Origin of the sequence: Agarivorans sp. OAG1, assembly GCF_037076485.1 — a bacterium.
GTDB lineage: Bacteria > Pseudomonadota > Gammaproteobacteria > Enterobacterales > Celerinatantimonadaceae > Agarivorans > Agarivorans albus.
Window position 1 is genome coordinate 3,934,483 of record NZ_AP028990.1, and the last position, 12,813, is coordinate 3,947,295.

The 12,813-nt window shown below is 45.6% G+C and carries 13 protein-coding genes; all 13 read right to left on the reverse strand.

What is annotated here, in order from left to right:
• Window positions 1-262: 262 nt before the first annotated feature.
• Window positions 263-1,342 carry an alanine racemase gene (gene alr / locus OAG1_RS17835; RefSeq protein ID WP_338622235.1) on the reverse strand — a complete coding sequence of 360 codons (1,080 nt, stop codon included), beginning with the start codon at window positions 1,340-1,342 and terminating at the stop codon, window positions 263-265.
• A gap of 6 nt (window positions 1,343-1,348) precedes the next feature.
• Complete coding sequence (gene dnaB / locus OAG1_RS17840) at window positions 1,349-2,767, reverse strand: replicative DNA helicase (RefSeq protein ID WP_016400832.1); 1,419 nt, start codon at window positions 2,765-2,767, stop codon at window positions 1,349-1,351.
• A gap of 132 nt (window positions 2,768-2,899) precedes the next feature.
• Window positions 2,900-3,193, reverse strand: coding sequence for a cytochrome c (locus OAG1_RS17845; protein ID WP_040306938.1), 294 nt, complete (start codon window positions 3,191-3,193; stop codon window positions 2,900-2,902).
• A gap of 137 nt (window positions 3,194-3,330) precedes the next feature.
• A complete protein-coding gene (locus OAG1_RS17850) occupies window positions 3,331-3,948 on the reverse strand; it encodes an ATP-binding cassette domain-containing protein (protein ID WP_338622236.1) in 618 nt (205 codons plus the stop codon).
• Window positions 3,948-5,636, reverse strand: a complete 1,689-nt coding sequence (locus OAG1_RS17855) for a thiamine ABC transporter permease (RefSeq protein ID WP_338622237.1) — start codon at window positions 5,634-5,636, stop codon at window positions 3,948-3,950. Before OAG1_RS17855 ends, OAG1_RS17850 begins: the two co-directional genes overlap by 1 nt.
• On the reverse strand, window positions 5,633-6,814 hold the full coding sequence (locus OAG1_RS17860; protein ID WP_338622238.1) for an ABC transporter substrate-binding protein: 1,182 nt from the start codon (window positions 6,812-6,814) through the stop codon (window positions 5,633-5,635). The genes OAG1_RS17855 and OAG1_RS17860 overlap by 4 nt, the downstream gene beginning before the upstream one ends.
• 157 nt (window positions 6,815-6,971) lie before the next feature.
• Window positions 6,972-7,424 carry a 50S ribosomal protein L9 gene (gene rplI / locus OAG1_RS17865; RefSeq protein ID WP_016400826.1) on the reverse strand — a complete coding sequence of 151 codons (453 nt, stop codon included), beginning with the start codon at window positions 7,422-7,424 and terminating at the stop codon, window positions 6,972-6,974.
• Window positions 7,425-7,474: 50 nt separating this feature from the next.
• Window positions 7,475-7,702: a 30S ribosomal protein S18 gene (gene rpsR, locus OAG1_RS17870; protein WP_016400825.1), complete on the reverse strand. Its 228-nt coding sequence runs from the start codon at window positions 7,700-7,702 to the stop codon at window positions 7,475-7,477.
• A 4-nt stretch (window positions 7,703-7,706) separates the two neighbouring features.
• Window positions 7,707-8,021 carry a primosomal replication protein N gene (priB, locus tag OAG1_RS17875; RefSeq protein WP_040306936.1) on the reverse strand — a complete coding sequence of 105 codons (315 nt, stop codon included), beginning with the start codon at window positions 8,019-8,021 and terminating at the stop codon, window positions 7,707-7,709.
• 5 nt (window positions 8,022-8,026) lie between these two features.
• The gene (rpsF, locus tag OAG1_RS17880) at window positions 8,027-8,461 is read right to left on the reverse strand and encodes a 30S ribosomal protein S6 (protein WP_016400823.1); all 435 of its coding nucleotides are present in this window, start codon (window positions 8,459-8,461) and stop codon (window positions 8,027-8,029) included.
• Between the two features lie 196 nt (window positions 8,462-8,657).
• Window positions 8,658-9,392, reverse strand: a complete 735-nt coding sequence (rlmB, locus tag OAG1_RS17885) for a 23S rRNA (guanosine(2251)-2'-O)-methyltransferase RlmB (RefSeq protein ID WP_016400822.1) — start codon at window positions 9,390-9,392, stop codon at window positions 8,658-8,660.
• Between the two features lie 2 nt (window positions 9,393-9,394).
• Complete coding sequence (rnr, locus tag OAG1_RS17890) at window positions 9,395-11,911, reverse strand: ribonuclease R (protein ID WP_338622239.1); 2,517 nt, start codon at window positions 11,909-11,911, stop codon at window positions 9,395-9,397.
• Between the two features lie 77 nt (window positions 11,912-11,988).
• Window positions 11,989-12,708 (reverse strand): tetratricopeptide repeat protein, encoded by a 720-nt coding sequence (locus tag OAG1_RS17895; protein WP_338622240.1) that lies wholly within the window; start codon window positions 12,706-12,708, stop codon window positions 11,989-11,991.
• Between the last annotated feature and the right edge of the window lie 105 nt (window positions 12,709-12,813).

A 12,813-nucleotide genomic window follows, 5' to 3' on the forward strand; every position in this document is an offset into this window, starting at 1 on the left:
AGGGTCTGTTGATCTTTGGTGTTGAAATTTTGTTCGAGATAAGCGGGCTTTAATCGCGGCGAGCACTTAGAAGCCTAGTGGGCTAAGCAAGAAGTGCTTAACAAAGAGTAAAGTTCGCTTATCCGAACCCTTCGGGCAGCATTTCTTAGCCATTTATTCAGCGTTAGCGAGTAATTATTAAGCCCACTTAACTGCACACTCTCTGCCTTGCCTAAATGGCTAATAAATTGCTGCAAAAACCATCAGCAAAGATCTACAGACCCTAGTTTGTGTAAGTTATACGAACTCTTGATGTCAACTTAGTGACCAGCTCATAAGCGATAGTGCCAACCGCCTTTGCAATCGTCTCAACAGGTAACTCGGGTCCCCAAAGTATTACTTTGTCGCCTACCTTATCCTTACAATCTGGGCCAAGGTCAACACACAACATATCCATAGAGACCCGCCCAACAATAGGCACTAAGCGACCGTTAAGCCACACCGGCGTGCCATTAGGGGCGCTACGCGGATAACCATCTCCGTAGCCCATAGCAACTACGCCTAAACGAGTATCTTGTTCTGCTTGCCAAGTAGCTCCATAGCCTACCGACTCACCTTTTGGATGTTCACGCACCGCGATAAGGTTAGTTTGCAAGGTCATGGCTGGAATCAAACCAAAATCCGCACCGTTATTATCCACTTGAGGAGAAATACCGTACATGGAAATCCCTGGACGGTTCCACTGCGCATGAGCCTCTGGCCAAAGAAGAATTCCAGCCGAATTAGCTAACGAGCATTCCACACCAAGCTCTTTGGTTAATTCGCTAAACAATGTAATTTGCTGGGGTGTTAAGGGATGTTCTAGCTCATCAGCACAAGCAAAATGACTTATCAGCTTGAAAGGTGTCTGAATATTTTGACAAGCGCGAATTCGTGGTAATAAATGCCTAAATTGCTCGGGCAACAAACCCAAACGATGCATCCCAGTATCGAGCTTAATCCACGTCTCTAAGGGCTGCTTTAATGATAACTGTTCTACCAGCTCTAATTGCTGCTCGCTATGAATGACCGTAGCTACTTGATGTTGCGCTAATTCTTGTGCTTCTGCGCCATCAAAAAAACCTTCTAGCACTAGGATATGCGATTTAATCCCCGCTTTACGCAACGCGATCGCTTCTTTACAACGAGCAACGGCAAAACCATCTGCTAATTCCGCCAAGGCCTCTGCCACTTGCAACATGCCGTGGCCATAAGCATTAGCTTTAATAACAACTAAAATTTTGCTACTAGGTGCACGTTGCTTTAATACTGCGTAATTATGTTTTAAAGCAGATAGCGAAACTTGCGCGTTAGCGATTTCCATTAGTACCTATTCGTCGTCGTAAAATTCGCCAGCCCAGTTATCAAAACGAGAGAACTGACCTTGGAAGGTAAGTGGAACACGGCCAATCGGGCCGTTACGCTGCTTACCAATAATGATTTCGGCAAGGCCTTTGTTATCAGTTCCTTCGTTATAAACTTCATCACGATAGATAAACATAATTAAGTCGGCATCCTGCTCAATAGAGCCCGATTCACGTAAGTCGGAGTTTACTGGGCGTTTATCGGCGCGCTGCTCCAAACTACGGTTAAGCTGAGAAAGCGCCACAACCGGTACGTTTAATTCTTTCGCCAGCGATTTAAGCGAGCGGGAAATTTCGGCAATTTCTAAGGTCCGGTTTTCACTTAAACCCGGTACTTGCATCAGCTGCAAGTAATCAATCATGATCATACTAAGCCCGCCTTCTTCTCGCGCAACACGACGGGCGCGAGAGCGAACTTCGGTGGGGGTTAAGCCAGAAGAGTCATCCACATACATCTTCGATTTCTCGGCCATTAAACCCATAGTGGAAGATAAGCGAGCCCAATCGTCATCATCTAGGGCGCCGGTTCTGATCTTAGTTTGATCAATTCGACCCAGAGAAGCCAACATACGCATCATGATTTGCTCAGAGGGCATCTCCAAACTAAAAATCAGAGCGGGTTTATCTTGGGTCATTGCTGCGTATTCACATAAGTTCATCGCAAAGGTGGTTTTACCCATCGATGGACGGGCAGCAACAATAATAAGATCGGAACCTTGTAAGCCTGCGGTTTTTTTGTCTAAGTCAGCAAAACCGGTAGATACACCGGTTACCCCATCGTTAGGCGCTTTGTACAACTCTTCAATTTTATCAATGGTTTCGGCTAGCAAACCTTTTACTTCTTTAGGGCCTTCGTTAGCATTAGCGCGAGACTCAGCAATTTTAAATACTTTGCTCTCGGCAAAGTCCAACAAATCACTACTCTTTCGACCAGCCGGCTCATAGCAGCTATCGGCAATTTCATTAGCCACTGAAATTAGCTCTCGAGTTACCGCTCGCTCGCGAACAATTTCAGCATAGGCGCGAATATTAGCAGCACTTGGGGTATTTTTAGCAATCTCACCGAGGTAAGCGAAGCCACCAATATCGTCTAACTGTTCTTGGCGCTCTAGTTCTTCCGATACTGTCACCAAGTCGATAGGCTGACCGCTTTCCGCCAAACGGTGCATGGCCGAAAATGTATATTGATGAGCACGTTGATAGAAATCTTGCTCAACTACCAGCTCCGACACATTGTCCCAAGCGTTATTGTCGAGCATTAAGCCACCTAATACTGCCTGTTCAGCTTCTAACGAGTGTGGAGGAACTTTAAGCTGATCAATTTGCGAATCTTTAGGCTTTCTATCTTTATCTTTAAACTTACGAGAGGGCGCGCTGGCTGCCATAATCTTTCATTGCGGTTGTTTGTTACTGGCGCCTATTATGCGGGAATTATGCAGCCACACCAAGTAACATTTCTCCCAGATTTAGAAACTAAAAAGCCAGCTCTAGGCTGGCTTATTGCAAAAAACGGCTGCTTACATTTTAGCGTAGTAGGCAGCTAATTCGGCAATTTCGGCGTCGGTTAAGTTAGCCGCTTGGCCCTGCATTACAACAGCTTGCCCGCCATTACGCTGCTTATCACGATAGGCTTTAAGCGAAGATACTAGGTATTGCTCATTTTGGCCGGCTAAATGCGGGTAGCCGGGAATCATAGCCTTTCCTTCAGCTCCGTGGCACGCAGCACATAATGGCGCTTTAGCTGGAGCCGCGCTTGCGGTTGATGCGACAAATGGTAGTGACAATGCCAACGCAATAATCAATTTGTTCATCTTCATCCTCTTTATTGTTATTGGGGATCTCTATGTGAGTCCTGACGCTTTCGCTCCACACAATAAAGCCTCAGGAAAATTAAGCTTATCAAATAAAACTCAACAGCAACAGCTTAATACTTAGGCAAAAACCACTATCAAAAAATCGAAATAGGCGGAGCTTGTAAACAGTCCTCTGCATCATGGGTAACTAACAGAGCCGGAATTGACAGCTCTTCAATTTTATCTCGAACAAACTCGCGAAACTGTTTGCGTAAGGGTTTATCTAGCTTGCTAAAAGGCTCATCAAGCAATAACAATTTCGGCTCTGCCAATAAACTACGTAATACACTTACCCTCGCCCGCTGACCGCCCGACAAACTAGCAATATCACGCTGCTGATAGCCAGGCATACCAGCATCAGCTAAAGCTTGTTCTATAAGTTGAGCTGCTTGGCCTTGTTTGGCATGCGCTAAGCCGTATTGCAGGTTTTGAGCAACATTAAAATGCGGGAACAGCAAATCATCTTGAAACAGCATTCCAACTTGGCGTTGCGCTTGCGGCATGTTCAGCAAAGATTTCCCGGCCAGGCTCACCTCTCCCGAACAAGTAAAGCCCTCGTCTAAAGTACCGGCAATAGCCGCTAGAAAACTCGATTTACCACACCCACTCGGCCCCATAATAGTCACGATTTCACCAGCGGCCACCGACATATTAAGCTTGCTCAAAAAGTGCTGCTGAGCAAACGCCAAACCAAAATCTTTAATCTCTAACATTAACTATGCATCCCTCGAAAATGCCGGTAGCGCCATTTAGGCCAAGCAATAGCAGCACTGTACACCAGCAGTGGCAGTAAAGTTTGCCATATCACCATCACTGCAGTGACTCGCCTATCACCACCAGAAGCCAGCGCAACTGCTTCGGTGGTTAGAGTACTCACTCGCCCTGCTCCCACAAACAAAGTAGGTAAGTATTGAGCAATACTCACAGCAAAACCAATAGCAAAAGCCAAGCCTAAAGGACGAGTAAGCATGGGTAATTTTACCGCCATAAAACTGCGCCAATAACTATGCGACAAACTAACCGCTGCCTGCATATAACGCTTATCAAAGGCCCGATAACTGCCAACCAAAGATAAATACACATAGGGTAGAACAAAAATAATGTGTGCCCAGATAACAGTAATGAGGTTGCCATCTAGGCGATACTTAAACAGCTGAACTTGCACACCAAATAAAAACACCACTTGAGGCAACAACAAAGGCAAGTACATCATTACTGACCACCAGCGCGACGTATTGGCTTGTTTTAATTGGTACTCCAAGCAGCCAACAACCAGTATTAAACTAATGGCGGCCGAAGAAAACGCAATGACTAAACTATTAAATAATGGGGATAGCAAGTAACTCCCTGCTTGCTGCCAATAGTGCAAGCTCCACTGTGCAGGCAATACATCAGGAAATCGCCATCGCCAAGTTATTGACCAAATAAGGATCACCAATAAGCTCAATACTAAGCTAAGCACCAGTGTCACTAACAAACCACGGGCGAGTTTGCCGCTACTCGCTGATTTGCGAACGCCTTGCATGGCTTTATTTAGTTGCCTGGTGAGACAGAGCTTTTCTAAGCCTAAAGACAACAGCACACTCAACACCACTACCGCAAGCAGTAGCAATGAGCCCGCCGCCCCCACTAAACGCAGATCGATATTGCTATCACTAAACCACTGCCAAACCAATAGTGCCAGGGTTACTGGCTTACTCGGGCCGATAATTTGCGCCACATCCACAACAGTGAGTGAGAACGCAAGCACCGTAAAAAACGGTAAGCGAATACGCTTAATTAGCTGCGGGAATAAAATATCTTGCCATACTTGCTGGCTCGAATAGGCAAAGCTTTGGCCAAGTGCCAAGCTGCGTTTTACTGGCAATTGGGAACAAGCAGACATTAATACCAATAACATGAATGGTAACTCTTTCACCCACAAAGCGAGTATTAAGCTTAGCCCCCAAGCATCTTGAGTGGTTTGCCATAAAGGCGGGTAGTTAAAGTCGGTTAGCCAAGGGGAGACCAAACGCATCAGCCAGCCACTTGGCGCTAATAGAAATAATAAAGCAATGGCCATTGCAGCATGTGGGATGGCCAAAAATGGGGCCAGCGTTTTTTCAAGAAACTGCCACCAACGGCTTTGATAACAGTGCATGATTAACCAAAGCGCCGATATCAATGACAATAAAGCAGCAGCCCAACCGGTAAACACCGTAAGCAATACCGATTGCCATAATGAAGAATAACTAAATAGCTGTTGCCAAATGCTTAAGCTAAATTGGTGTTTTGACGCAATTGGAAAGTAGCCAAAAGCAGGTAGAAGCGTATCAATAAAACCAAACAGCAAAGGCAGCATCAGCAATGCACAGGTCACAACTGGAAATAACACTGCTGCCTTTTTGGAAAATAGACTCATTGGCTATAGCGACGCAACCATTCTGCTTCTAATAAAGCGACCCAAGTAGCATGAGGTTCGCCTAAAACCTTGGCGCGATCTGCAGCACTTAAACTAGCTTGGTTTTGCTGCCCAGCAAAAAACTGTTGTTGTTCAGCGCTAAGTTTATCTAAAGCCAATACCGTAGGGTCGCCCCAATAGGCTAAATCCGCTTTACGTGCTTGCGCTTCAGGCGACAATAAAAAGTTGGCCACTACCATCGCACCTGCGCTGGCGTCACTATTAAACGGAATAGCCAAGAAATGAGTATTCCCTACTGTACCCACCTGATGCACATAACTACGTACTGATTCCGGCAATAAGCCTTGCTCAATAGCAGCAGCTGGGTCATTAGGATTAAAGCTAAAAGCGATACTTAGCTCACCGTCATTGAGTAGCTGCTGCATTTGTCCGCTACCACTAGGGAAGCTTTGGCCACGGCGCCACATTAATGGGTGTAACTGATCTAAATAAGCCCATAGCTTGCTGGTAGCCTTATTAAAGTTTTGTTTATCAACTGGCTGATAAAGCTGCTCGGTGTCGTCAATGGTTTCAAATAAGGCTTGTTTTACAAAAGTGGTGCCATAAAAGCTTGGCGGAGCTGGATAACTAAATAAACCAGGGCTTTGCTGTAGGTAGCCAAGTAAAGCTTGCATCGACGTTGGTGCTTGCTTAATCCGCGCACCGTCGTAATAGAATGTCAGTTGCGCGCCTCCCCAAGGTGACTCGTAGCCTTCTACAGGTATGGTGAAGTCATACTGCAAGGCTGGGCTATTGGTATCGGTAAGTGCTAAATTTGGCAAGTCCTGGCTAAATGGGCCATAGAGCAATTTAGCCTCTTTTAAGGTGCGAAAGTTCTCGCCGTTAACCCACACCAAATCAACACTGCCACCGTTAGTTCTGCCACTCACTTTCTCTGCCAAAATACGGCTGACCACATTGGCGGTATCGGTAATTTTCACATGCTCAAGCTCCACACCATAGCGCTGCTTAACTTGCTCACCGGCCCAGCGAATATAGGCGTTAATATTATCGGCTCCAGCCCAGGCATTAAAATACACGGTTTGCCCTTTAGCTTGCTGCTCTATGTCTGACCAACTGCTATTGGCATGGGAAAAAACACTGATAAAGGCGGTCGCTAAAACCAAAAATAAACGCACTCTAACTCTCCTTGTTCAAGTAACCAATTTGCGACAACAAAATACTTATAGTCAAAACCGGATTTATCTCAACTATCTTTCAAAATCCTTTAAAATCATAGCCAATATACAAAAAAACCGCGCCTAGGCGCGGTTTTTTCAAGCTATTTAGCTGAAATTATTCAGCAGCAACAACTTGTAGAGTAACAGTAGCAGTTACGTCAGTGTGAACTTGAATAACAACTTCAACTTCACCTGTGTTACGTAGTACACCGTTTGGCAGGCGAACTTCAGATTTAACTACTTCAACACCAGCAGCAGTTACAACATCAGCGATGTCGCGAGTACCGATAGAACCGAATAGTTTACCTTCTTCACCAGCTTTAGCTTCGATAACAATTGCTTCTAGAGCATTTAGTTTCTCAGCGCGAGCTTCAGATGCTTTCAAAGTTTCAGCTAGTTTAGCTTCTAATTCTGAACGACGAGCTTCAAAAACTTCTACGTTAGCTTTAGTTGCTGGAACAGCTTTACCTTGTGGGATCAAGAAGTTACGTGCGTAACCTGCTTTAACATTAACTTGATCGCCCAAACCGCCTAAGTTAGCGATTTTGTCTAATAGAATAATTTCCATTACCTTTCCTCGATTAATTCGATTGAGTTAGGCTAGTTGCAAACGCCGATTTACTTATGTAAATCAGTGTATGGCAATAGAGCCAGGTAACGAGCACGTTTAATAGCGCGTGCAAGTTGACGTTGGTATTTAGCGCTTGTACCAGTAATACGACTAGGTACAATTTTACCACTTTCAGTGATGTAGTTTTTTAATGTTGCTGTATCTTTATAATCGATCTCAACAACACCTTCCGCTGAAAAGCGGCAGAATTTACGACGACGGAAAAAACGTGCCATAACATTATCCTCGTGATAACAAATCAATTTCAGAAGCATGAAGTACCAATCGATATGAACCGTTGGCCGCTTTGTGGCTATTTATAAAACCACTTACTCTTACTTCACACCCCATACTTATATGCGATGAATCTTGCTTCAAAATATCGCCACTGGCAACTACTGCTATTTGGCAATAGGCTTGGCGAGAAAATCCAGCTTCTTGTTGCTGCGAACGATGCTCTAGCCAAAATTGGCAATGCGCAACACCGGCCGGACTGGTAGAGCGTTTTGGTGCGCGTAATACTCGCCCCTGCAAAACCAACCTATTTTCAGACATCCGTCTTATTCTTCGCTAGCTGACTCTTCTTTAGCTTCTACTGCTGGAGCTTCTTCAGCTGCTGGTGCTGCTTCTTCACGACGAGCTGGACGCTCTTCGTCACGACGAGCTGGACGCTCATCTTTAGCTTTAGCAATTGGAGAGATCTCTGTAACAGCAGACTTAGTGCGCATGATCATGTTACGGATAACAGCATCGTTGAAACGGAAAGCAGTTTCCAATTCATCAACAACTTCTGCGCTAGCTTCGATGTTCAAAAGAACATAGTGGGCTTTGTGCAATTTTTCGATTGGGTAAGCCAATTGACGGCGGCCCCAATCTTCCAAGCGATGGATGCTACCGCCGTTATCTGTGATAACTGCTGAGTAACGCTCGATCATACCTGGAACTTGTTCGCTCTGGTCTGGGTGGACCATGAATACGATTTCGTAATGACGCATGATTGCTCCCTACGGGTTATAGCCTCGTTCATGGTACAGCCGAACCGAAGAGGCAAGGAACTAAAAGTAAAATGGCTGTTTTAGGGGCGCTGATTTTATGTGAAGGCGAGAATTTAATCAAGCTAAATTAAAGCCTCTGAATGATATTCCACTCAGAGGCTAGTAACTCAGTATTTTTGGCAGCGTAAATTGAGTATTAACGGCGCTGGCGCACCGCTTCAAACAGGCAGATTCCTGCTGCAACCGATACGTTTAAACTTGATACAGCACCTAGCATTGGTAACTTCACGAGTTCATCGCAGGTTTCACGAGTTAAGCGGCGCATCCCGCTGCCCTCGGCGCCCATCACAATCGCCATTGGGCCTTGTAATTTACTGTCGTAAATGAACTGTTCGGCCTCACCTGCCGTGCCAACTACCCACACGCCTAGCTGCTGCAGTTCGCGCAGTGTTCTAGCAAGGTTAGTTACCACTACTAGAGGTACAGTTTCGGCTGCGCCGCAGGCTACTTTGCGCACTGTGGCATTTAATTGAACCGATTTATCTTTTGGCACAATCACCCCAGCCACGCCGGCAGCATCGGCATTACGTAAACATGCCCCTAGGTTATGTGGGTCGGTCACCCCATCTAATACCAGAAACAGTGGAGCTGAGCTTGATTCCACCAGCTGCTTTAAATCATTTTCGTTATAACCACGACCTGCTTTTACTCGCGCCACAATGCCTTGGTGTTGCGAACTTTCCGCTTTGTCGTCTAGGGCTTTACGTGGCATAAACTGAACCGAGGCGCCCAGACGACGCAGCTCATTCAGCAAGGGTAATAAACGCTCATCTTGACGCCCTTTTAAGGCATACACTTCAATAATTCGCTCAGGGCTGCGCTCTAGCAAAGCTTGCACTGCGTGCAAACCATAAATAACTTGTTGGCTCATGTTTAATTCTTCTGTTGTTTAACAGCGTTACGCTCTTGTTTACCAGGGCGCTGCTTACGTTTCTTTTTAGGCTTTTTGCGCGTTTTGGCATTAGCCTCATTATTTGATTTTGCCTTTTTAGCCGCAGGATCACGTTGCTGCCAAGGGCTAAAGCCACCTTTGTTCTCGCTGCTACTCTCATTGCTCTTCGATTTAGCAGTGCCGCGGCGTTTACCTTTATTTTTACTGTCGCGATGGCGTTGTTTCTTTTTACCATCCCTAGAGCGTTCGGAATCCCCGGTAGATTTAGCAAAGCGTTTGCCGCGACCACCATCTTTGCCAGTTCGCTCTGGGCGGTCAAATTCATCGGCCTGACCATCTTTATTAACGATGACAAATTCCATTTTACGATCGGCCATGTTTACCGAGGCTACTTTAACTGTAACCGCATCACCAATTCTAAAGCGCTTTCCGGTTTTCTCTCCCACCAAGATCTGGCGAGCGGCATCATAATGATAATAGTCGCCACGTAAAGAGTTGATATGTACTAACCCATCAATATGAAACTCATCCAAGCGGGCAAAAAAGCCAAAACCGGTGACTGCAGCAATGGTTGCAGGTAACACGGTGCCCACGTGATCTTGCATGTATTCACATTTAAGACTGTCAGATACTTCGCGGGTGGCATCATCGGCGCGACGTTCGGTCATTGAACACACCTCGCCAAACTTATCCATTTCATCATCTTGATAAGAGTAACCACCGGTAACCGTCCATTTGTTGTTAACGGTTTTACCGGCGGATTCTGCTTCTAACTTATTAACTAGAAACTTAATCACTCGGTGCAATAACAAGTCTGGGTAACGACGAATAGGTGAAGTAAAGTGCGCATAAGATTTAAGCGCTAAACCAAAGTGGCCAATGTTGTCGGGTTGATAGACCGCTTGCATCATAGAGCGCAATAACATGGTTTGAATCAGCTCAAGATCAGGTCGCTGTTGAATGGCTTCAACTAGTTTAAAGTAGTCACTCGGCTGTGGCTCTTCGCCTCCACCTAATGGCAGGCCTAACTCGTTCAGGAAACCTCTAAAATTAGTTAAACGCTCTTTACCGGGGCGATCGTGCACCCGATATAAAATGGCTTGCTGATGCTTTTCTACAAACTTAGCCGCTGCCACGTTTGCCTGAATCATGCACTCTTCAATCATTTTGTGTGCATCATTACGGGTTAGCGGAACAATTTGCTCAATTTTGCGTTGGGCATTAAAAATAAAACGGGTTTCTTGCGTTTCTAGCTCAATACCACCGCGCTGGGCACGGCTTACTTTTAAAGCACTGTATAAGCGATGCAGCTCTTGCAAGAGCGGAACTTGTTCGGCGTAGCGCTGGGCTAAAGCTTCATCACCATCCAGAATCGCCGCCACTTTGTTATAGGTAAACCGCGCATGCGAGTGCATTACCGCTTCATAAAATTTATAACCCGATAAACGGCCAGCAGCAGAAATTGTCATCTCTGCCACCATACATAAGCGGTCTACTTTTGGGTTAAGTGAACACAATCCATTGGAGAGTTGCTCTGGTAACATAGGGATAACTTGGTCAGGGAAATACACAGAGTTACCACGATTTAGCGCTTCTTTATCGAGTGCTGCATCGGGACGTACGTAATAAGACACATCTGCGATAGCTACCCACAAACGCCAGCCGCCAGACTTTTTGGCTTCACAATATACTGCATCATCAAAATCGCGAGCATCTTCACCATCGATGGTAACCAATGGTAGCTCACGCAAATCAACGCGGTTTTGTTTAGCCGCATCATCCACTTCTTCTTCAAGTTTACTAACGGCTTTAGTGACCGCTTTTGGCCACTCATGTGGAATATCGTGATTACGCAAAGCAACTTGCACTTCCATGCCCGGTGCCATTTTTTCACCGAGAATATCAATCACTTTACCTACAGCTAGCTTGGGAGCAGAGGGGCGACTAAGCACTTCAATCACTACCACTTGGCCTTGGCGAGCACCTGCTGTGTCATTTTTGCCAATGAGAATATCTTGGTTTATGCGAGAATCGTCCGGCACTACATAACGATGATTGCCCTCTACAAAAAAGCGCCCCACTAACTCCAATTTACCTGGTTTTAATACACGAATAACTTGGCCTTCACGGCGACCACGCTTATCCATGCTAGATGGCGCAGCCAACACAAAATCGTTATGGAAGACCTTGCGCATTTCTTTTGCGGGTAAGAATAAATCGGTGCCTTCTTGGGTAGTTTTTAAGAAACCAAAACCATCACGATGACCAATAATGGTTCCGGTCACTAAACCTAAACGCTCTGGTAAGGTATAAGCACCAATCCGCGTAGTTACCAAAGCACCTTCATCAAGCAACTCAGCAAGGCTTGCCGAGAACTGGCTTCTTTGTTCTTCACTACACAAGGCCTTGAGCCAGTCTTTAGAAACGGGGGCCATTTCTTCTGTTAAGGCAGCGAGTAAGGTCGATTTTAGTGTGGCCGACACAGCCTGATTTTGCATTAACTAACCTACTAAGTTGAGCAATAAAACGTATTGCTCTTCAAGAATAGCTCTATGTTAATGCTTTGCGCGTGGCTTTAGTAGGGTTGGTTGCTTGCTTTAGCTTTAACCACTACATATTCAGGCATTTTGCTGGCAAGCGCAGCTAATAATTGACTGGCTTCTCGGTGAGTTTGTTTGTCGGCAATGATTGAATGATGTAACCAGCGATAGGCATCTTCATAATCATAAGGGCTGCCTTTGCCCTCCACATAGAGTGACACTAAGCGCAACTGAGCAGGTAGAAAACCTTGTCCGGCAGCTTCACGTAATAATGGAATGGCTTTGGCGTAATCTTGCTGAACTAAGGTACCCGTTGCGTAATAGCGACCTAATTGCTCCATAGCAGCAGCTAAACCTTGATTAGCCGCTCGCCACATATACATAACGCCAAGCTCAGGATTTGAATCGATACAGACTCCCCATGCCAGCATATCGCCCCATAAAAACTGATAGGCGGGAATCGCGACTTTTTCGGCCCGTGCCTCAATGTCTTCAACTAACTGGCAATCATCTGCTTTCACCCGAGCAAGGTGCTGATTGTTGTTAATCCAAGTGATTAACTCGTCTTGCTTATAAAGCTGAACCGCTTCAATATCTGATGGACTGGTGTATTCGGTAGGATCGATAATGACCGGCTCAGCTTGCTGTGCTGGCGTATCTAATTCATCATCCACTGACAAGGCATCAATAGATTCTGCAAAGGCCGCTGAACTTATTCCCGCAGCAAGAAGTAGTGAAATGATCTGCTTATTCATAGCCGTTCCTATCGTCTTAACACTTAAGCTATCGGCATCATGCCAAAAAACTAAAGCCACTTTTATCTCTGATAATCTAAATGGCCATTTCTACGCCAAAGCTAG

Bases quoted from the DNA above. Each gene is read 5' to 3' on its own strand.
- rpsR (WP_016400825.1), bottom strand. From the start codon at position 7,702: ATGGCACGTTTTTTCCGTCGTCGTAAATTCTGCCGCTTTTCAGCGGAA.
- rlmB (WP_016400822.1), bottom strand. From the start codon at position 9,392: ATGAGCCAACAAGTTATTTATGGTTTGCACGCAGTGCAAGCTTTGCTA.
- priB (WP_040306936.1), bottom strand. From the start codon at position 8,021: ATGTCTGAAAATAGGTTGGTTTTGCAGGGGCGAGTATTACGCGCACCA.
- OAG1_RS17895 (WP_338622240.1), bottom strand. From the start codon at position 12,708: ATGAATAAGCAGATCATTTCACTACTTCTTGCTGCGGGAATAAGTTCA.
- rpsF (WP_016400823.1), bottom strand. From the start codon at position 8,461: ATGCGTCATTACGAAATCGTATTCATGGTCCACCCAGACCAGAGCGAA.
- OAG1_RS17845 (WP_040306938.1), bottom strand. From the start codon at position 3,193: ATGAACAAATTGATTATTGCGTTGGCATTGTCACTACCATTTGTCGCA.
- OAG1_RS17855 (WP_338622237.1), bottom strand. From the start codon at position 5,636: ATGAGTCTATTTTCCAAAAAGGCAGCAGTGTTATTTCCAGTTGTGACC.
- rplI (WP_016400826.1), bottom strand. From the start codon at position 7,424: ATGGAAATTATTCTATTAGACAAAATCGCTAACTTAGGCGGTTTGGGC.
- alr (WP_338622235.1), bottom strand. From the start codon at position 1,342: ATGGAAATCGCTAACGCGCAAGTTTCGCTATCTGCTTTAAAACATAAT.
- rnr (WP_338622239.1), bottom strand. From the start codon at position 11,911: ATGCAAAATCAGGCTGTGTCGGCCACACTAAAATCGACCTTACTCGCT.
- dnaB (WP_016400832.1), bottom strand. From the start codon at position 2,767: ATGGCAGCCAGCGCGCCCTCTCGTAAGTTTAAAGATAAAGATAGAAAG.
- OAG1_RS17850 (WP_338622236.1), bottom strand. From the start codon at position 3,948: ATGTTAGAGATTAAAGATTTTGGTTTGGCGTTTGCTCAGCAGCACTTT.